Source organism: Novosphingobium sp. 550D (assembly GCF_057401885.1).
Map to the genome: position 1 here is coordinate 988060 of NZ_CM171613.1, position 18282 is coordinate 1006341.

Annotated in this window: 18 protein-coding genes; 5 read left to right on the forward strand and 13 right to left on the reverse strand. The window is 62.9% G+C overall.

Features of this window, described 5'->3' with window-relative positions:
* Positions 1 to 175 precede the first annotated feature (175 nt).
* Positions 176 to 1171 (reverse strand): adenosine kinase, encoded by a 996-nt coding sequence (locus AC2S2E_RS04820; RefSeq protein ID WP_486523931.1) that lies wholly within the window; start codon positions 1169 to 1171, stop codon positions 176 to 178.
* A 124-nt stretch (positions 1172 to 1295) separates the two neighbouring features.
* On the opposite strand from AC2S2E_RS04820, the gene AC2S2E_RS04825 reads away from it, so the two are divergent.
* Complete coding sequence (locus AC2S2E_RS04825) at positions 1296 to 1718, forward strand: hypothetical protein (RefSeq protein WP_476105939.1); 423 nt, start codon at positions 1296 to 1298, stop codon at positions 1716 to 1718.
* Positions 1719 to 1881: 163 nt separating this feature from the next.
* Positions 1882 to 2223, forward strand: a complete 342-nt coding sequence (locus tag AC2S2E_RS04830) for a hypothetical protein (protein WP_486523932.1) — start codon at positions 1882 to 1884, stop codon at positions 2221 to 2223.
* Between the two features lie 223 nt (positions 2224 to 2446).
* Here the strand turns inward: AC2S2E_RS04830 and AC2S2E_RS04835 are convergent, their stop codons facing one another.
* The 8 genes from AC2S2E_RS04835 to AC2S2E_RS04870 are packed head-to-tail and all read right to left on the reverse strand — an operon-like array spanning position 2447 to position 8284.
* Positions 2447 to 2803: a HesB/IscA family protein gene (locus AC2S2E_RS04835; protein ID WP_476105937.1), complete on the reverse strand. Its 357-nt coding sequence runs from the start codon at positions 2801 to 2803 to the stop codon at positions 2447 to 2449.
* Between the two features lies 1 nt (position 2804).
* Positions 2805 to 3326 (reverse strand): SUF system Fe-S cluster assembly protein, encoded by a 522-nt coding sequence (locus AC2S2E_RS04840; protein WP_476105936.1) that lies wholly within the window; start codon positions 3324 to 3326, stop codon positions 2805 to 2807.
* Complete coding sequence (locus tag AC2S2E_RS04845) at positions 3326 to 4534, reverse strand: aminotransferase class V-fold PLP-dependent enzyme (protein ID WP_486524554.1); 1209 nt, start codon at positions 4532 to 4534, stop codon at positions 3326 to 3328. The genes AC2S2E_RS04840 and AC2S2E_RS04845 overlap by 1 nt, the downstream gene beginning before the upstream one ends.
* A gap of 2 nt (positions 4535 to 4536) precedes the next feature.
* Complete coding sequence (locus AC2S2E_RS04850; protein WP_486523933.1) at positions 4537 to 5259, reverse strand: SufD family Fe-S cluster assembly protein; 723 nt, start codon at positions 5257 to 5259, stop codon at positions 4537 to 4539.
* Positions 5256 to 5999, reverse strand: coding sequence for a Fe-S cluster assembly ATPase SufC (gene sufC / locus AC2S2E_RS04855; RefSeq protein ID WP_486523934.1), 744 nt, complete (start codon positions 5997 to 5999; stop codon positions 5256 to 5258). The genes AC2S2E_RS04850 and sufC overlap by 4 nt, the downstream gene beginning before the upstream one ends.
* Positions 5986 to 6345 carry a hypothetical protein gene (locus tag AC2S2E_RS04860; protein WP_486523935.1) on the reverse strand — a complete coding sequence of 120 codons (360 nt, stop codon included), beginning with the start codon at positions 6343 to 6345 and terminating at the stop codon, positions 5986 to 5988. Before AC2S2E_RS04860 ends, sufC begins: the two co-directional genes overlap by 14 nt.
* Positions 6342 to 7823, reverse strand: coding sequence for a Fe-S cluster assembly protein SufB (gene sufB / locus AC2S2E_RS04865; protein ID WP_486523936.1), 1482 nt, complete (start codon positions 7821 to 7823; stop codon positions 6342 to 6344). Before sufB ends, AC2S2E_RS04860 begins: the two co-directional genes overlap by 4 nt.
* Positions 7820 to 8284 carry an Rrf2 family transcriptional regulator gene (locus AC2S2E_RS04870; protein ID WP_486523937.1) on the reverse strand — a complete coding sequence of 155 codons (465 nt, stop codon included), beginning with the start codon at positions 8282 to 8284 and terminating at the stop codon, positions 7820 to 7822. Before AC2S2E_RS04870 ends, sufB begins: the two co-directional genes overlap by 4 nt.
* Before the next feature lie 433 nt (positions 8285 to 8717).
* Here AC2S2E_RS04870 and AC2S2E_RS04875 point away from each other — a divergent pair, with 433 nt between their 5' ends.
* Together AC2S2E_RS04875 and AC2S2E_RS04880 are read left to right on the forward strand one after the other, a co-directional pair.
* Positions 8718 to 9767, forward strand: a complete 1050-nt coding sequence (locus tag AC2S2E_RS04875) for a quinone-dependent dihydroorotate dehydrogenase (protein WP_486523938.1) — start codon at positions 8718 to 8720, stop codon at positions 9765 to 9767.
* A 100-nt stretch (positions 9768 to 9867) separates the two neighbouring features.
* Positions 9868 to 11688, forward strand: coding sequence for an AMP-dependent synthetase/ligase (locus AC2S2E_RS04880; protein ID WP_476105929.1), 1821 nt, complete (start codon positions 9868 to 9870; stop codon positions 11686 to 11688).
* 355 nt (positions 11689 to 12043) lie between these two features.
* Here AC2S2E_RS04880 and AC2S2E_RS04885 read toward each other — a convergent pair whose 3' ends face one another.
* From AC2S2E_RS04885 to AC2S2E_RS04900, 4 genes are all read right to left on the reverse strand, one after another.
* A complete protein-coding gene (locus AC2S2E_RS04885; RefSeq protein ID WP_486523940.1) occupies positions 12044 to 12772 on the reverse strand; it encodes a M23 family metallopeptidase in 729 nt (242 codons plus the stop codon).
* 143 nt (positions 12773 to 12915) lie between these two features.
* Positions 12916 to 13713 (reverse strand): ferritin-like domain-containing protein, encoded by a 798-nt coding sequence (locus tag AC2S2E_RS04890; protein ID WP_486523941.1) that lies wholly within the window; start codon positions 13711 to 13713, stop codon positions 12916 to 12918.
* Positions 13714 to 13975: 262 nt separating this feature from the next.
* Positions 13976 to 14446, reverse strand: coding sequence for a peroxiredoxin (locus tag AC2S2E_RS04895; RefSeq protein WP_486523942.1), 471 nt, complete (start codon positions 14444 to 14446; stop codon positions 13976 to 13978).
* Positions 14443 to 17154, reverse strand: a complete 2712-nt coding sequence (locus AC2S2E_RS04900; protein ID WP_486523943.1) for a bifunctional [glutamine synthetase] adenylyltransferase/[glutamine synthetase]-adenylyl-L-tyrosine phosphorylase — start codon at positions 17152 to 17154, stop codon at positions 14443 to 14445. Before AC2S2E_RS04900 ends, AC2S2E_RS04895 begins: the two co-directional genes overlap by 4 nt.
* A gap of 82 nt (positions 17155 to 17236) precedes the next feature.
* Here AC2S2E_RS04900 and AC2S2E_RS04905 point away from each other — a divergent pair, with 82 nt between their 5' ends.
* Positions 17237 to 18223, forward strand: coding sequence for an agmatine deiminase family protein (locus tag AC2S2E_RS04905; protein WP_486523944.1), 987 nt, complete (start codon positions 17237 to 17239; stop codon positions 18221 to 18223).
* Positions 18224 to 18282: the final 59 nt, after the last annotated feature.

Sequence of the window (18282 nt, forward strand, 5' to 3'; positions counted from 1 at the left end):
CCCGGACCTTTTTAAGGCCGGGGGCGAAATTTTTTTCAGATTTTTTGAAACGGGCGGTTTTGCGCCCTTAGAGCGATTTCCGTTCAAGCTGACGCGAACGGAAAAGCGACGCTCAAGCGCCGCGCGGGCTAGTCGCGTTTTCCGATCCCGAATGATCGGAAAACGCTCCAACGGGTCACCCGATGACCGAGGCCGTCAGCGCCTTGAGGTCGGCTTCGGGACGCGCGCCATAGTGCGAGATCACCTCGGCCGCGCAAATCGCGCCCAGCGTCAGGCACTTTTCCAGATCCATGCCGCGCACATGGCCGAACAGGAAACCGGCGGCAAACAGATCGCCCGCGCCGGTGGTGTCGACCACGGCCTCGATGGGCTGGGCCGGGACATGGGCGGTTTCGCCGCGACGGACGGCATGGGCGCCCTTTTCGCTGCGGGTGACGACGACACAGGGCACCTTGGCGGCAAGCTGGTCCAGACCTTCGTGGAAATCCTCAAGACCCGTCAGCGCGGCCAATTCGTGTTCATTGGCGAAGAGGATGTCGATCTGACCCTCGGCGATCAGCGCGCGGAAATCATCGCCGTGGCGGGCAATGACAAAGGCGTCCGACATGGTGAAGGCCACTTCGCGACCCGCGCCGCGTGCGGCGGCAATGGCGCGGCGCATGGCGCGGCGGGGTTCTTCGGGGTCCCACAGATAGCCTTCGAGATAAAGCACGCGCGAATCGGCGATCACTGCCTCGTCCAGAGCGTCGGCGGGCAGGAACTGGCTGGCGCCAAGGAAGGTGTTCATCGTGCGCTGACCATCGGGGGTGACAAAGATCAGGCATTGCGCGGTGGCGGGTTCGCCATTGCGGACCGGCGTGTCGAAACCAATGCCGCCCGCGCGGATGTCATGGGCAAAGACATTGCCGAACTGATCATCGGCGACTTGCCCGATAAAAGCGCATTTGGCGCCAAGCTGGGCAAGCCCTGCCAGCGTGTTGGCCGCGCTGCCGCCCGAAATCTCGCGCGCGGGGCCCATGGCGGCGTAAAGTTCACGCGCCCGGTCCGGGTCCACCAATGTCATGCCGCCCTTGGCCAGCCCCAGGGCCGTGATCTGATCCTCGGACGCGGGGGCCAGAACGTCGACGATGGCGTTACCGATGGCGATGACATCGATGCTGGGCTGGGACATGGGTGTGCAATGCTTCCTGCTGTGGTTGGTTGCCCTTGCCCTAGCGGCGGCGCGGCGGGGCGACAAGCGGTTTGGCCGCATGTGGCATTGACAGGCCCCATGCGCGGGGCAAGAGCATGCCGCCATGCGCTTGTCCTTTGCCCTGCCGATCCTGTTGCTTCCGCTTATCGCCGCTTGCGGTGAACAAGGGCCGGTGGCCAGCACGCCACGCCCATCGGCGCGGCCATCCGGGCGGGCGGCTGTGCCGGTGGCGCCGCGCCGTCAACCGGTGCCCAATGCGGTGATCCATGCCGCGCCTGGGCTGGAAGGGGTGATTGGCGCCCGCTCGGCGGATCTGAGCCGTTTGTTCGGCCCGCCGCGGCTGGATGTCGTGGAAGGCGATGCGCGCAAGCTGCAATTTGTCGGCCCCGCCTGCGTTCTGGACGTTTACCTTTATCCGCAGGGGACAGGGGGTGAAGTGCGCGCCACCTATGTCGATGCGCGGCGCAGCACCGATGCGCGCGATGTGGACCGGGCGGCCTGTGTGGCGGCGCTGCGCCGGAAATGAACGCTTTGATATAAAACGCGACATTTGTGAACAAACGAAGTGCGCATTTCCAAATAACGCTTCACCGCGTCTGACAATCTGGTTCATTTGGCGGCAATGCACGATTCGTCATTTCGGTCCAAGGGGATACCGACGGGGGCGCAAACCGAAAGGAATGCACCAAATGCCGAACTCGATTAGCGATCTGCCCGCCAACAATCCGGCCCGACTGAACCCGGATGATGCCGAAGCGCTGCTGGCTATTAATGCGCATCTTCGTTCACCATCACCGGAATGGGTGAGTTTTATTGGTGAAACGCTTTCGCATTGGCTGGTGGAACAGCGCGCGCCCGAAGGCGTCGTCGACGATGCCAAGGCCATATGGCTGATCGAACGGATCGACGAGGATGGCGAGGTCAATTCGCCCGCCGCGCTTAACCTGTTGCGCCGTTGCTGCGTCAAGGCCCAGCGCGTGCCCCAGCGCCTGATGCAATATCTGCAGATGCAGGAGGCGAGAATGGCTTGAAATACCCCGGAGGCCCATGAGGGGGCCTTCGGATTTTGGTTGGGTGCGCTTCAGGCGTCCGCCTGAAGCTTGCGGCGCCAGCCCTCTCCCCCGGCCCTACCACCCATTAAGTGTACCCTGTGGGTGGTAGGGCCGGGGGAGAGGGCTGGCGCCGCAGACAAATCGCGGAGGCGATTTGTCAACTCATCAAAGAAGCCGCGACACGGATGTGTCACCGCAAATCTTAAACCGTAAAGCTTTCGCCGCAGCCGCAGGTGCCCTTGGCATTGGGGTTGTTGAACACGAAACCGGCGGTGAAATCATCCTCCACCCAATCCATCGTGCTGCCGATCAGGTACAGCACGCTGGCGCTGTCGATGAAGAACAGTCCGCCGGGCGTCTCGATCTTTTCATCCAGCGGGCTGGCCGCGTCGATATAATCCACCGAATAGGCCAGACCCGAACAGCCCCGGCGCGGGGTGGACAGCTTGACGCCGATGGCGCCTTCGGGCGCTTCGCTCATCAATTTGGCCACGCGCGCCTCGGCATTGGGCGTCAGCAGGACGGCGGCGGGGCGGGGCTTGCGCGTGGTCACGGTCATTTTACAGCATCCCCAATTCGAGGCGGGCTTCATCGCTCATCTTGGCCGGGTCCCATGGCGGATCCCAGACCAGTTGAACATCGGCGTCGCGAATGCCCGGAACCGCCGAGACGCGGAGTTCGACCTCACCCGGCATCGATTCGGCCACCGGGCAATGCGGCGTGGTCAGCGTCATGGTGATGCTGGCCGAGCCTTCGGGCGTGATTTCCACGCCATAGATCAGGCCCAGTTCGTAAATATTGACCGGGATTTCCGGGTCGAAAATCTCTTTGAGCGCGTTGATCACGCCCTCATACAGCTCGCCGCCCGGTTCGTGCGGGGTCAGGCCGGTGGGCTGTTGCGAAAGGAAACCTTCGAGGTAATCGGCCTTGCGCGCGACCTTGTCGGCGATCTTTTCGATCTCGCCATCGGCGCCAAGAGCAGGGGCGGCGGCAATGTCCACCCGCGCGCGCGGCGGGGTGGGGGCGTCATTCACTTCCTCCACGGTGAAGCGGGGGGTGTCATCGGAAGTCGTGTCAGTCATCAGCCGAAGATCCTCTTCGTGCGTTCAATGCCGGCGATCAGCGCGGCAATATCGCTTTCGTCGCTATACAGGCCAAAGCTGGCGCGCGCGGTGGCGGGCACGCCAAGGTGGTCCATCAAAGGCTGGGCGCAATGGTGCCCGGCGCGGATCGCCACATTGGCCTCGTCCAGAATCGTGCCCAGGTCATGCGGGTGAACCCCGTCGATGGCAAAGCTGACGATCCCGGCGCTGTCCTCTGGGCCGAACACGGTGACGTCATTCATCGCCGAGAGCGCGCCGCGCAGGGTTTTGACCAATCCGGCCTCATGCGCATGAATGGCGGGCAGGCCGATGCTCTGCACATAATCGACGGCGGCGGCAAAGCCGATGGCTTCGATTATGGCGGGGGTGCCGGCCTCGAACCGGGTGGGGGCGGGGGCCCATGTGGTTTTTTCAAAGGTCACGCGGTCGATCATCGATCCGCCGCCCTGCCACGGGGGCATGGAATCGAGGATTTCCGCCCGCGCCCAGAGCGCGCCGATGCCGGTCGGGCCATAGAGTTTATGCGCGGAAAAAGCGTAGAAATCGACGCCCAGCTCCGCCACATCGACGGGCAGGCGCGGCACGGCCTGACACCCATCAATCAGGATTTTCGCACCCACGCCATGGGCCAGAGCCACGGCCTGTTCCACGTGAAGCACGCTGCCCAGCACATTGGACACATGGGCCAGCGCGACCAGCTTGTGCGCAGGCGTCAGGATACGCGCGGCGGCGTCCAGATCGATCCGGCCATCATCGGTCAGCGGGCAAACGTCGATTTCGATCCCCACCCGATCGCGCAGCAATTGCCAGGGCACGATGTTCGAATGATGCTCTAGCGTTGAGATCAGGATGCGATCTCCGGCGCGCAAATGCGCTCCACCCCAGCTTTGCGCGACAAGGTTGATCGCCTCGGTCGCGCCGCGGGTGAACACAATCTCGTCCTCACGCCCGCCGATGAAACCGGCCACTTTGCGGCGGGCCTCTTCATAGGCCAGCGTCATATTGGCGCTGCGGGCGTAAACGCCGCGATGGACGGTGGCATAGTCGCGGCCCATGGCGTTGACGGTGGCGTCGATCACGGATTGCGGCTTTTGCGCGGTGGCGCCGCTGTCCAGATAGTGCCAGCCACCTGCCAACCCCGGAAAATCGCCGCGGATTTTCGCCAGATCAAGGGTGAGGGTTTCCACGCTCACAGCAAAGCCTCCAAAGCGGCCTGTGCCTGCGCGATCAGATTGTCTTCTTCGCCCGCCCCGTCAAAGGCTTCGGCGATAAAGGCCTGCAGCATCAGCGCCTTGGCGCGGGCCGGTTCGATCCCGCGCGCGGCCAGATAGAACAACCCGTTGGCGTCCAATTCGCCAATCGCGCAGCCATGGGCGCATTTGACGTCATCGGCATAGATTTCCAGCTCGGGCCGCGCATTGGCCTGCGCCGTGCGGTCCAGCAGCATCGCGCGCACCGATTGTTCGCCATCGGTGCCATCCGCGCCCTTGGCGACATAGACCTTGCCCAGAACGCTGGCCGTCGATGTGCCGCCCGCGACAGAGCGGATCATCTGATGGCTGGTCGCGTTGGGTTCGATGTGGCGGACGGTGGTGACGATTTCGGCGGTCTGATCGCCGCTGCTCAATTGCACGCCGCCCAGTTTGAAATCGGCGCCTTCATGCAAGGTCACTTCGATTTCGATGCGGGCATAGGCATTGGCGGTGTTGAGCACATGGACTGCCGCCTGCGCTCCGACCTCCAGCACCAGGTTTAGTTGCACCACGCCGCCCTTGTTGACGATGGCGCGGGCAAAGCTCTCGCCCGCCGCCACGGTGACCTGTTCCGCCGCGGGCAGGGGCCAGAGCTTTTCCAGCGCGGCCAGATCGGCATAGCGCCAATCCTCCGCCTTTCTGGTGGGCAGAGTGCTCATGCCACGACGCCTTCGTAGCCGCCTTCTTCGAGTTCGAGCGCCAGTTCCGGCCCGCCGGTCTTGATGATGCGGCCACCGGCCAGCACATGGACAAAGTCCGGCTTCACGTAATCGAGCAGGCGCTGATAGTGGGTGATCAGCAGCACGGCCTTGTCAGGCTTGCGCATGATGGCGTTGATGCCCTCGCCGCAGATGCGCAGCGCGTCAATGTCGAGGCCGGAGTCCGTCTCGTCCAGAATCGCCAGCTTGGGGTCGAGGATGCCCATCTGGACCATTTCGGCGCGCTTCTTCTCGCCGCCCGAAAAGCCCACGTTGACCGGGCGCTTCATCATTTCCATGTCCATCTTGAGCAAGGCCGCCTTTTCCTTGGCCAGCTTGAGGAACTCGCCACCCGACAGCGGGGGCAGGTCATGGAACTTGCGCTGGCTGTTCAAAGCCTCGCGCAGGAATTGCAGGTTCGACACGCCGGGGATTTCGACCGGATACTGGAAACCCAGAAACAGGCCCGAAGCCGCGCGTTCATGCGGATCGAGCGCGAAGAGATCCTGCCCGTTGAACGTGGCCGAGCCTTCGGTCACTTCATAGCCCGGACGCCCGCCCAGCACATAGCCGGTGGTCGATTTGCCCGCGCCGTTCGGCCCCATGATCGCGTGCACCTCGCCCGCGTTGATGGTGAGGTTGAGACCCTTGAGGATCGGCTTGTCCGCGACGGATGCGTGGAGGTTTTCAATGGTCAGCATGGGACTTTCTTTCTGCTCGGCGCTGCAAAACGACAAGCGACGCCTTTTTTCGTACATCTTCGTCCAGCAGTGCTAGAAATCTATCGGTTCGCCCCTCAATTTGACCTGTTGTTAGATTGGTCTCACGAATGATCAGGTCAACGCCAAATACATCAGAGACGCGTTCTCGGGCCTTCGTGCACTTTACAAGTGCTGCACTTGTGATTTGCTCGATTGGCGCATCGGAGCGTTCCAACTTCACCGATGAAGTTTTAACACACTGATAGTAGGCAGCCGTTTCTTGCCGAATATCTGTAAGAGGTTTGGTAGGGACGGAAGCCGCCAGAATAATAAGTGGTGTTATCACCCCACGCTCCCCTCAAGACTAATTCCCAAGAGCTTCTGCGCTTCCACCGCAAATTCCATCGGCAGTTGCTGCAAGACTTCCTTGGCGAAACCGTTGACGATCAGCGCCACCGCGCTTTCCTGATCCAGCCCGCGCTGCATGGCGTAGAACAGCTGATCGTCGGAAATCTTCGACGTGGTCGCCTCATGCTCGATGGTGGCGGTGGGGTTGCGCACCTCAATATAGGGCACGGTATGCGCGCCGCAGGTCTTGCCCAGCAGCAGGCTGTCGCACTGGGTGAAATTGCGCACGCCATCGGCATTGGCGCCGACGCGGACCAGCCCGCGATAGGTGTTCTGGCTGTGGCCCGCGCTGATGCCCTTGGAGATGATGGTCGAACGCGACCCCTTGCCATTGTGGATCATCTTGGTGCCGGTGTCGGCCTGTTGATAATTGTTGGTGACGGCGACCGAGTAGAACTCGCCCACGCTGTCCTCGCCGTTCAGAACACACGAAGGGTATTTCCAGGTGATGGCCGATCCGGTTTCCACCTGCGTCCACGACACCTTGGACCGCTTGCCCTGACACAGCGCGCGTTTGGTCACGAAGTTATAGATGCCGCCCTTGCCATTGGCATCGCCGGGATACCAGTTCTGAACGGTGCTGTACTTGATCTCGGCATCGTCGAGCGCGACCAGTTCGACCACGGCGGCGTGAAGCTGGTTTTCATCGCGCATCGGCGCGGTGCAGCCTTCGAGATAGGAGACATAGGCTCCACGATCGCACACGATCAGCGTGCGTTCGAACTGCCCCGTATTCTCCGCGTTGATACGGAAATAGGTGGAGAGTTCCATCGGGCAGCGCACGCCCTCGGGCACGTAAACAAACGTCCCGTCGGAAAACACCGCGCAGTTCAAGGCGGCAAAATAATTGTCCGCCATCGGCACCACGCGGCCGAGCCACTTTTTCACCAGCTCCGGATATTCGCGGATTGCTTCGGAAATCGAGCGGAAGATTACGCCCGCCGCTTCCAGCTCCTTGCGGAAGGTGGTGGCCACCGAAACCGAGTCGAACACCGCATCGACCGCCACCTTGCGCGCGCCCTCGACGCCCGCCAGCACTTCCTGCTCGGCCAGCGGAATGCCCAGCTTTTCATAGACGCGCAGGATTTCGGGATCGACCTCGTCCAGCGACTTCGGCCCATCCTTTTTCTTGGGCGCGGCCCAGTAATAGGCTTCCTGATAATCAATCGGCGGGATGTTCAGCTTGGCCCAATCGGGCATCGGCATGGTCAGCCAGTGGCGATAGGCCTTCAACCGCCATTCGAGCATCCAATCCGGCTCATCCTTCTTGGCGCTGATATAGCGGACCGTGTCCTCGGACAGGCCCTTGGGGCCATATTCCTGCTCGATATCCGAAGACCAGCCGTGTTCATATTCGGCCACCTTTGCGGCAGCCTCACGTGCGGCCTGATCCTTGATCTCGATATCTTCGCTCATTGCACCATTTCCACACTGTCCTGCGGCGCCATCAACCGGGTCAGGGGAACCCCCGACAAGGCCAGGCGCAGCGCCTCATTCACCACCGGCCAATGCGGGCGCACACTGCAACCCAGCCCCGGCGCGCAATCATGGCCGATCCCTTCGACGCAAGGGGTCAGCGCAATCGGCCCTTCGACCGCTTCGACAATATCGGCAAGGCTGATTTGCGAGGCATCGCGTGCCAGCCCAAGCCCGCCGCCCGCGCCCCGCGCCGAAGTCAGCAATCCGGCCGCGACCAGCCGGCTGACCAGCTTTTGCACCGTGGGGGCAGGAAGGCCCGTTTCCAGCGCCAGTTGCCCGGCATTGGAACGCGCGCGCACCTCGCCATCGCCAACGGAATCGGCACCCGCAACGCCACATTGCCGGGCCGCGGCCACCATTGCCACCACTGCGTAATCGGCCATGCTGGACAATCGCATTGTCCGGTTCCTTCTTCGTCCGTTCCTGACCCGATTCAAATAAGACCGAATCAATCCGATTTAAAGGCCCCTAGGACTTTGCCCCCGCGCGGGCAAGTGGCAAGGCGGGCGGTTTATAGGGGTGAAGCGCGTAGAGGCGGAAAAATCAGCGCGTAAAAAAACGGCCCCCCCAACGCATGGGAGGGCCGCTTGAGTTTCGAGAACTCTGTGGCAAATACCACGAGCCCTTCGGGTCGCAAGGAGGCAGTTAGAGCATTGCGCGAGATGTTAATTGTAAGATTGCGTCAATTCCGCCGGTGAATTTTAGGTAAATTTGCGGTAAAGCTTTCTGTGCAAAGGATTTCACCAACAATTGTCTGACAATCGTGCCGCGCGGATGGATCGGTTGTGGAGAATCGACAAATCCCGCGCTTCTTGTCATAGGCTCCGGCCCATGACCTATGCCCTGATCCGCAAAGCCCTGTTCTGTCTGGATGCCGAAACCGCGCATGGAATGGCGCTGGCTTCGCTCAAATATCTGCCGATTGCGGGGGCTCCGGTCGCGCCCGACGGGCCTTTGACCAGCACGGTGGCGGGTCTGACTTTCCCCACGCCTGTCGGCATGGCGGCCGGTTTTGACAAGGATGGCGAAGTGCCCGACGCGCTGCTCGGCCTTGGCTTTGGTTTTGCCGAGGTTGGTTCGATCACGCCCTTGCCGCAATCGGGCAATCCCAAGCCGCGCCTGTTCCGTCTGGAGGAAGACCGCGCCGTCATCAACCGCATGGGCTTTAACAATGGCGGGGCCGAGGCTGCGGAAAAGCGCCTGCGTGCGCGCATGACGCGTGGCGGGATTGTCGGCATCAACATTGGCGCCAATAAAGACGCGACCGACCGCATTGCCGATTACGCCTATGGCGCGCGGATTTTTGCGCCGTTGGCCTCCTATCTGGCGGTCAATGTGTCCAGCCCGAACACGCCGGGCCTGCGTGCGCTTCAAGACGAATCGGCGCTGACCGAATTGCTCGATGGGGTGATCGCCGCGCGCGATGAAACCGGCCACAAACCGCCGGTGTTCCTGAAAGTCGCCCCCGATCTGGAACCCGCCGATGTCGAGGCCATCGCCCGTATCGCCATCTCACGCCAGCTTGGCGCCTTGATCGTCAGCAACACCACGATCAGCCGCCCGCCTCTGGCCAGCCAATATGCGGGCGAAACGGGCGGCCTGTCGGGCGCGCCCTTGCGTGACCTTGCCCAGCAGCGGATGGTCGATTTCCGTCGCGCCACAGGGGGTCAGATCCCGCTGATCGGCGTGGGCGGCATCGCCAATGCGGATGACGCCTATGCCCGCATCCGCGCAGGGGCGTCGCTGGTTCAGCTTTATTCCGCCATGGTTTATGAAGGCCACACGATTGCGGGCAAGATCGGCGCCGGGCTTTCGCGCCTGCTGACCCGCGATGGTTTTGCCAATGTAGCCGAGGCGGTCGGGGCCGATGTCCCGCTCTGAAGCAGGGCTTTTTCTTACTCCCCTTGCGACCACCCATGGCAGGGCCTAAATCAGGGCCAAGAACAGCTTGAAGCACTCCCCTGGGCAGAGGACGAATTCCTTGCGTATCGCCGATATTGAAACCAGTCCGAATCTGGTCACGCTGTTTCTTTCGCGTGCCGATTTGCTGGCCGATCGCCCGTTTCTGCATGCCAAGACCGCCGACGGGTGGCAATCCATCACCTGGGCCGAGGCGGCGCGGCGCGTGGTCCTGCTCGCGCAAAGCCTGGTACGGCTCGGCTATACGCGTGGTGAGCGGATCATGCTGGTGTCGGAAAACCGGCCGGAGTGGTGCATCGCCGATCTGGCGATCATGGCGGCGGGATGCATCACGGTCCCGGCCTATACGACCAACACCGAACGCGACCATTTGCACATTCTGGAAAATTCCGGGGCGCGCGGGGTCATCGTTTCGACCACGAAACTGGCCAAGCCATTGCTGCCCGCCGTGCTGCGTTCGGGACAGGCCAATCACCTGATCGCGATGGAACCGCTGGGCATGGCGCAGGCCGGGGCGGTGGAATATCATGATTGGGCATCGATGCTGAGCGGCGATGCGGCGGCGGCCCGCGCCGCGGTCGAAGCGCGGATGAGCGGCATTTCACGCGCCGACACCGCCTGTATCATTTATACCAGCGGCACCGGCGGCGCCCCGCGCGGGGTGATGCAGCATCACGGGGCGATCCTGCACAATGTTGCGGGTGCGGCCCATGTCATCGTCGAGGATTTCGGTTGGGACTCCACTGGAGCGCAGCCGGAAGTCTTCCTCTCCTTCCTGCCACTCAGCCACGCCTATGAACATTCGGCGGGGCAATTCTTCCCCATCGGGCTGGGCGCCCAGATCTGGTATGCCGAAGGTCTGGACAAGCTGGGCAGCAATATCGAGGAAGTGCGCCCGACCATCATGGTCGTCGTGCCGCGCCTGTTCGAAGTGTTGCGCACGCGGATCATGAAGCAGGTGGAAAAGCAGGGCAAACTGGCCGCCGGGCTGCTGGACAGCGCGGTGTCGCTGGCCGCGCGGCGCGGGGCGGGCAAGGGTAAGCTGCTCGATTGGCCGCTGGACAAAGTTTTGGAAAAGCTGCTGCGCCCCAAGATCCGCGCGCGTTTCGGCGGGCGGGTCAAGGCATTGGTGTCGGGCGGCGCGCCGCTGAACCCGGAAATCGGCCTGTTTTTTCAAGGCGTCGGCCTGACCCTGCTGCAAGGCTATGGCCAGACCGAAAGCGGCCCCATCGCCAGCGTTAACCGCCCCAGCACCGGCATCAAGATGGACACGGTGGGCACCCCGCTCCACGCGACAGAGGTGAAGATCGCGGCGGATGGCGAAATCCTGCTGCGCGGCGAATTGGTCATGCATGGCTATTGGCGCAACGAGGCCGAAACGGCGCGGGTGCTCAAAGATGGCTGGCTGCACACGGGCGACATTGGGCACATCGACGCGGCGGGGCGGATCGTCATCACCGACCGCAAAAAAGACATGATCGTCAATGACAAGGGCGACAATGTTGCCCCGCAAAAGCTGGAAGGCATGCTCACGCTCCAGCCCGAAATTGCCCAGGCGATGGTGATCGGCGACAAGCGACCATACATCGTCGGCCTGATCGTGCCCGATGCTGAATGGTCGCGCGAATGGGCGGTGGTCAATGGCCACCACGGGGCCGATGTCCGCGCGCTTCAGGAATTGCCCGCCTTCCGCGCGGCGATCCGTGAGGCGCTGGACCGGGTCAATCGCGACCTGTCCGTGATCGAAAAGGTCCGCCAGTTTGCCTTCGCCGACGAGCCCTTCTCCATCGACAATGAGGAAATGACGCCCTCGTTGAAAATCCGTCGGCATAAGCTGAAGGAGCGGTATGGGGCGCGGTTGGATGGGTTGTATAAGGGGTAAGCTTGGAGGCGGGGTATTTGCCTCCGGCGGGCAAAGGGCGGGGGCCCTTTGCAAACCCGATAATGGGGTGGTGACAAGATCGCGGCGTGGCGGGTGTTGATTTTAAAGCCTGCGGCGCGGGAGCCTTGCGTCCGTACGGGTTGGCCGAAAGCATGGCGCAACGCAGACAGTAACGGGAGCGCGAGGGTCTAGCCCCTCGCATCAATCCCTATAATCGCTGTGAACAAAGAAAAAGCGGCAGTTTCCCGCCGCTTTTTCCGCATCCTCTCCAAGATGCTAATGCCTGTTGGGCTTGTTTGCCGCCCTTCTTTCTCAGGCTTGGTTATCCCGAAAGGCTGTGTAACTCTTGTATGAGTTATTCGCCGTCTTCGTCACTCTTACCGTGATGCGCGATAGAAGCAAGCGCCAATTGCGGGTTGCCTTCGCCCTGCAGGTAGGGGATCGGATTGACCGCCACGCCTTCGACGCGGACTTCGTAATGCAGGTGGGGGCCGGTCGAACGGCCGGTGGTGCCGACAAAGCCGATCAGGTCGCCTTTGTGGACCATCTGGCCATCGGCGACGTTCAGGCGCGACAGGTGACCATAGCGGGTCTGCATTTCGCCGCCATGTTCGATCGAGATGAACAGGCCGTACGAGCTGAACCAGTCGGCGCGGCTGACGACGCCATCGGCGGTGGCATAAACGGGGGTGCCGGTGGGGCTCGACAGGTCGATGCCCTTATGCATCCGCATACCGCCCAGAACGGGGTGGCTGCGCATGCCGAAATCGCTGGTCAAACGCAGGCCATCGAGCGGCGAGCGCGAGGGGATCGACATGGCGCGGTTGACGATGCCGGCGATGCCGCCGTTGTTGTTACCGATGGTGGCATTGACCAGCTTGTTGCTGTTGCCTTCCATCGAACGCCAGGACGAGAAGAGCTGGCGGAAATTCTGATCGCCATTGTCCTGCGAGATCGGCGCCTGGGCAGCGCGGAGCGGAGCGGCAATATCAGCATTCGCAGCGCTGTTGGCCAGAGCCGGTTGGGCCACAACGGCCGCAAGAGCACCGAGAAGAAACTTGGCAGAGATACGAAGCGCGACCACTCCAAAATACCTTATTCTTGCGCCCTTCGACCCCCCAAATGGCCGTCAGACATGGGAAATGACACCCATGGATTTCCACGGGCAAGAAATTGTTGGAGATGGTCGGAACCCCCCGCCGTCTCGTGAGTTTGTGCTATCCCAGGTCAGTCGCGGCTGGCAAGCGCCTCATACGCGTTGCGCGATAGACCGGCAGACAGGCGCGCTGAGTCGTTGAACGGTGGCTTAACGGCGCCTTTGAAATAACGCGTAACCAGCGACTGCCACAGTTTATCGGCAGAATCGCCCTGCTCGTCTGCGACCTTGGCAAAGTGGTCGGAACCATAGCGGACATGCCGGATTTCATCGGCCAGAATGCGTTCGAGTATGCGCGCTCCGGCCTCGTCGCCCGACGCCCGAACGCGGTCCAATGTGGCGGGTGTCACGTCCAATCCGCGCGCCTCCAGCACCATCGGAACCACGGCCAGACGGGCCGCGACATCATGCATCGTCGCCTCGGCCGATTGCCATAAACCATCATGCGCGGGCAGGTCGCCATAGGCCGCGCCCATCCGCGCCAGATGCCGGTCGATGATGGCGTAATGCATTGCCTCATCCGCCGCGACGGTCAGGAAGTCGTCGACAAATTCGCGCCCGCGCTGTTCGCCAAACCGCCCGGCCATGTCCAACGCCAGATCGATGGCAACAAATTCGATATGCGCCAGCGAATGCCACAGCGCGATCCGCGCCCGCTCTGACCCGCCACGCCCGCGTTTGGGCATGCGGTTGGGGGGCAGGAGTTCGGGCTTATCCGGCCTTGCGGGGCGGTCGGGCATGGCGGCGCTGAAATTCCACGCCAATTCACCCTTGCGCCATGCGCGCACCAGTTTGCGCGTCGCCATCACCTTATTGCGAGGGTGGGCGGTGAGCAGGGCGTTGCGGATGGATTCGGAGAGGGATTGCATCGGGCGGCGTTAGAAAAGGATGATGCGAGGGTCTAGACCCTCGCGCTCCCGTTACTGTCTTTGTTGCGCATTGGGGGCGATCATGGGTGTTGGACGCACCGTCTGAATTTTAAAGCCTGCGGCGCATATCAGCGTAACCTCTCCGCGCCGCAGGCTTTCAAAACCACCAACACCGCCGCCAGATTACTCACCACCCCATTATCGGGATTGCAAAGGGACCGAGTCCCTTTGCCCGCCGGAGGCACCCCTTCCCCCTAAATACTCACCCCTTCACCGCTTCCAAAACCTCCTGCGCATGGCCCTTGACCTTAACCTTGCTCCAGATGCGTTCGATCACACCGTCCGCCCCGACCAGCAACGTCGTGCGCACCATGCCCATATAGGTCCGCCCGTAATTGACCTTTTCGGTCCAGATGCCCAGCGCGTCGGACAAGCCGCCCTCGGCTGCGTCCGACGCGAGGGGGGCGGTCAGATTATGCTTGGCGATGAATTTGGCGTGCTTGGCCGGCAGGTCTTTCGACACGCCCAGAAGGGCCACACCGGCGGCCTCAAATTCGCCCGCAAGCGCGGAAAAATCGATGTTTTCCGTCGTGCATCCGGGCGTATCGTCCTTGGGATAGAAGAAGATCACCAGCCGCCGCCCGGCAAAATCAGAAGGTTTTACCACGCCGCCATCGGTGGCGGTCATCGCGATATCGGGGATCTTGTCGCCCACGCCGGGAAAGTTGCTCATGCTTTCAACTCCAATTGCTGGCCAAATGTGGCGGTCCATTGGCGGGCGATGGCGGCGCGTGCGCCCTCCATGGCCTCGATCATCGCATCCCAATCGCCAAAGCCGCAGGATTTGGCAAGGCTGGCACAAGGGGCAGCATCGGGAACCGACCCATCGGGGGCCAGCAAGCGGGCGGCCACCAACACGCGGGACAGCAGGTCAAACGCACCCGGCACATCGCCCGCAACCAACCCTGCGGCGTACAGATCGCTCAACGCCCCGACCATATCCGGGCGCACCCCGGCATGTTCGCGCAATTGCAGCGCATGGGCGATGAATTCGGTATCGACCAATCCCCCGCGCAGCAATTTGACGTCCAGCACGCCCTTGGCCGCCTTATGCGCGGCCATCTTGTCGCGCATCTCCTGAACCTCGGCGGTGACCTTGGCCTTGTCGCGCGTCGCCCCCAGAACGCCGCCGATGATCGCGCCCAATTCGGCCCGCGCCGCATCCGACCCGAACAGCACCCGCGCGCGGATCAGGGCCATATGTTCCCACGTCCACGCCTCCTCACGCTGGTATCGGGCAAAGCTGTCGAAACCGACGGCCAGCGGTCCCTGCGTGCCCTGTGGGCGCAGGCGGGTGTCCACCTCATAGAGCGCGCCCTCCGCCGTGGGCACGGACAGCGCGGCCGAAACCCGCTGGGCCAGACGATTGAAATAGAGCGTTGCGCCAAGAGGGCGGCGCCCGTCGCTTTCGGCGGCAAAATCGCCGGTGAACAGGTACACCAGATCCAGATCGCTGGCATGGGTCAACATGCCCCCGCCCAGTCGGCCCAGCCCCAGAATCACCAGTTCCCCGCCCGGAATCCGCCCATGCGTTGCCTCAAATTCGGCAATCGTGGCGCGGGCCAGAACGTCAATCGCCGCCTCGGCCACGCGGCACAGGCCCGCCGAAATGTCGAGCGGGTCCTGCGCTCCCTCGATCAATTGCACGCCAAGGGCAAAGCGCTTCTCCCCCACCACGCGCCGCACCCGGTCGAGCAGGCGCTGGTAATCGTCCCCCGCCTCCATCGCGCCAAATTCACGGGCCAGATCCTCAACGCTGCCGGGCAGGGCAAAGGCGCTGGCATCAATGAGCGCATCGAGCAAATCCGCCCGCCGCGCCAGTGCATCGGCCAAAGGCGGGGCCAAAGACAGCACCCGTACGAGAACCTCCAGCAATCCGGGGCGCGCCTCCAGCAGGCGGAACAGGTTCACCGCACTTGGCAATCGGGCGATCATCTGTTCCCATCGGATCATGGCACGGTCCGGTTCCGGCGCGGCGGCCAATGCAGCCAGCAGCGCAGGCTGTACCGCGTCCAGCGCCGCCAGCGCCGCGCCGGAACGCAGGCATCGCACGCTCCCTGAACGCCAGCCCTGAATCCGCGCGGCCAGCTCCGTCGGTTTGGCAAAGCCCAATTGTTCCAGTTCGGCGGCCAGATCGTCGCCCTCATGTTGGTTGGGGACGGCAACGGTTGTGCCTTCGCCCGCGCTGGCCGCGATCAGGCGGTCATAGCTGGCCCCCACGCGCGCGGTGATGGCCTCCAGCTCCTCGATCAAGGCCGCGCCATTGGGCATTCCATCGAGCGCCGCGACATTGTCGATGGCCGCCATGTCACGCGGCAAAGTGTGGGTTTGCAGGTCCGACACCTGTTGCAGCCGATGTTCGATCTGGCGCAGGCGGTCATAGCTTTCGCCCAGCATCAGCGCGTCGGCGGGATCGATCAGCCCTTCATCGGCCAGAGCATCCAGCGTCGCCCGCGTACCGCGCAGGCGCAGTGCCGGTTTGCGCCCGCCATGGATCAATTGATGGACCTGTGCGTAAAATTCGACCTCGCGGATGCCGCCGCGTCCGCGTTTGACATCGAAACCGGGGCCGACGGACTCGACCTTGCCGTGATGGGCGCGGATGCGTCGGGTCAGGCGGCCAATTTCGGCAATCGCCCCAAAATCCAGCGATTTGCGCCAGACAAAGGGCCGGATCGCGTGGAGGAAATGGTCCCCCATGGCCAGATCGCCCGCCGCCGCCCGCGCGCGGATGAACGCGGCCCGTTCCCATGCCAGCGCGCTGGATTCGTAATGCGTCAGCGCCGCATTGATGGGCAGGGCCAGCGGGCTGATCTCGCTGGCCGGGCGCAGGCGCAGGTCGACGCGGAACACATAGCCCTCTCCATCGGCCTGTGACACCAGCCGCAGAACCGTGCGGGCCACATGGAGCGCGGCCTCTTCGGGTTCATCCCGCGCGCGGCGGGGCAAAGTGTCGGGATCGTAAATCAGGATCGGGTCGATGTCGGAGGAATAGTTCAATTCCCGCGCCCCATGTTTGCCAAGGGCCAAAGCGACAAACCCCGCAGGTTCGGCATCAGGCGCGCGTGACCTGATGCCATGGGCAATCGCGGCATCCACCGCCCGGTCGGCCAGATCGGAAAGCTCGCCCGTCACCCGCGTCAGATCAAACGCCCCGGCCAGATCGCCCACACCCAGCGCCAGCGCCAGCGCCAGCTTTTCCCGGCGCAGCGCCACGCCCAGATCGGCCACACCTTCGCCCGCGCGGCGTGCATGGGCGATCGCGGCCTCTCCATCGCCCGAGGCCAGAACCGCTACCAGATCGGGCAAACGCCCCATCGCCCGTGATAAAAAGGGCGAATGCGCCTCGGCCCGCGCCAAGGCGTTTTGCCAATCTGTCATAAATACTCCTCACTCTCCGAACATGCTCATGGCCTGCTTGCGCCCCTTTTCGCAACCCCGCTTAGACGCTAAAGGCCCCGACATGACGAACTGGCGCTTCCCCCCCGAATGGCATCCGCAGGACTGGCTGTGGATTGGTTTTCCCCATGATGCCGAAGAATGGCCCGGCTTCCTTGAGGCCGCGCAAATACAGATGGCCGATTTCGCCAATGCCGTGGCCGACAGCGGCCAGGAAGTGCGCCTAATCGTGCGCAACGAGGCCAACGAGGCCCGCGCCCGCGCGTTGTGCAGCGAAAGGGTGATGATCGAGCGGCGCGTCTATGGCGACGTGTGGCTGCGCGATACCGGGCCTTTGGTGGTGCTGGACGGGCATGGCGGGCGGGCGGCGCGGCGCTTTGGCTTTAACGGCTGGGGCGGCAAATATCTGATGGAGGGCGATCAGACCATCGGGGCGGAAATCGCCGCTGACGCCGGGCTGGATATCACCACCAGCGACTGGATCATCGAGGGCGGCGCTTTGGATTGCGACGGCACCGGGTTGGTGGCCACGACCGAGCAGGTCTTGCTCAACCCCAACCGAAACCCGCATCTGTCGCGCGCGGATCAGGAAATGCGGCTGAAGCGCGATCTGGGCTTTGACCGGGTGCTGTGGCTGGGCGATGGGCTGATTAACGATCATACCGATGGGCATGTCGATAATCTGGCACGCTTTGTGGCCGACAATGTGCTGGCGCTGCCCATGGCGACGGGCACGGATGATCCCAATGCCGCGATCTATGCCGACGCCAAGGCGCGGGCCGAGGCGGCGGGCGTGATCGTGCGCAACGTCCCCTCGCCCGGTCGAGTGGAGCGCGACGGGCGGATCGAACCCGCATCCTATATGAACTTTGCCATCACCAGCCATCTGGTGGTCGTGCCGATCTATGGCACCGCGCATGACGCCGATGGTGTGGCCGCGATTGCCGAACTGTTCCCGGACCGCGCAACGGTGGGCATTATGGCCGACGCCATTCTGGCCGGGGGCGGGTCTTTCCACTGCTCCAGCCAGCAGATGCCGGCGGTTCGCTGAGAGGACGTTTAACGATTCGGTGAAGTTTTTGGCGCAGGCTTTCATTCATGAGAAAAGCT

Coding starts and splice junctions, on each gene's coding strand:
- AC2S2E_RS04820 (WP_486523931.1), bottom strand. CDS start 1,171: ATGTCCCAGCCCAGCATCGATGTCATCGCCATCGGTAACGCCATCGTC.
- AC2S2E_RS04835 (WP_476105937.1), bottom strand. CDS start 2,803: ATGACCGTGACCACGCGCAAGCCCCGCCCCGCCGCCGTCCTGCTGACG.
- AC2S2E_RS04890 (WP_486523941.1), bottom strand. CDS start 13,713: ATGCAATCCCTCTCCGAATCCATCCGCAACGCCCTGCTCACCGCCCAC.
- AC2S2E_RS04900 (WP_486523943.1), bottom strand. CDS start 17,154: ATGACAGATTGGCAAAACGCCTTGGCGCGGGCCGAGGCGCATTCGCCC.
- sufC (WP_486523934.1), bottom strand. CDS start 5,999: ATGCTGACCATTGAAAACCTCCACGCATCCGTCGCGGACAAGCCGATC.
- AC2S2E_RS04850 (WP_486523933.1), bottom strand. CDS start 5,259: ATGAGCACTCTGCCCACCAGAAAGGCGGAGGATTGGCGCTATGCCGAT.
- AC2S2E_RS04870 (WP_486523937.1), bottom strand. CDS start 8,284: ATGCGATTGTCCAGCATGGCCGATTACGCAGTGGTGGCAATGGTGGCC.
- AC2S2E_RS04875 (WP_486523938.1), top strand. CDS start 8,718: ATGACCTATGCCCTGATCCGCAAAGCCCTGTTCTGTCTGGATGCCGAA.
- AC2S2E_RS04830 (WP_486523932.1), top strand. CDS start 1,882: ATGCCGAACTCGATTAGCGATCTGCCCGCCAACAATCCGGCCCGACTG.
- sufB (WP_486523936.1), bottom strand. CDS start 7,823: ATGAGCGAAGATATCGAGATCAAGGATCAGGCCGCACGTGAGGCTGCC.
- AC2S2E_RS04905 (WP_486523944.1), top strand. CDS start 17,237: ATGACGAACTGGCGCTTCCCCCCCGAATGGCATCCGCAGGACTGGCTG.
- AC2S2E_RS04825 (WP_476105939.1), top strand. CDS start 1,296: ATGCGCTTGTCCTTTGCCCTGCCGATCCTGTTGCTTCCGCTTATCGCC.
- AC2S2E_RS04895 (WP_486523942.1), bottom strand. CDS start 14,446: ATGAGCAACTTTCCCGGCGTGGGCGACAAGATCCCCGATATCGCGATG.
- AC2S2E_RS04840 (WP_476105936.1), bottom strand. CDS start 3,326: ATGACTGACACGACTTCCGATGACACCCCCCGCTTCACCGTGGAGGAA.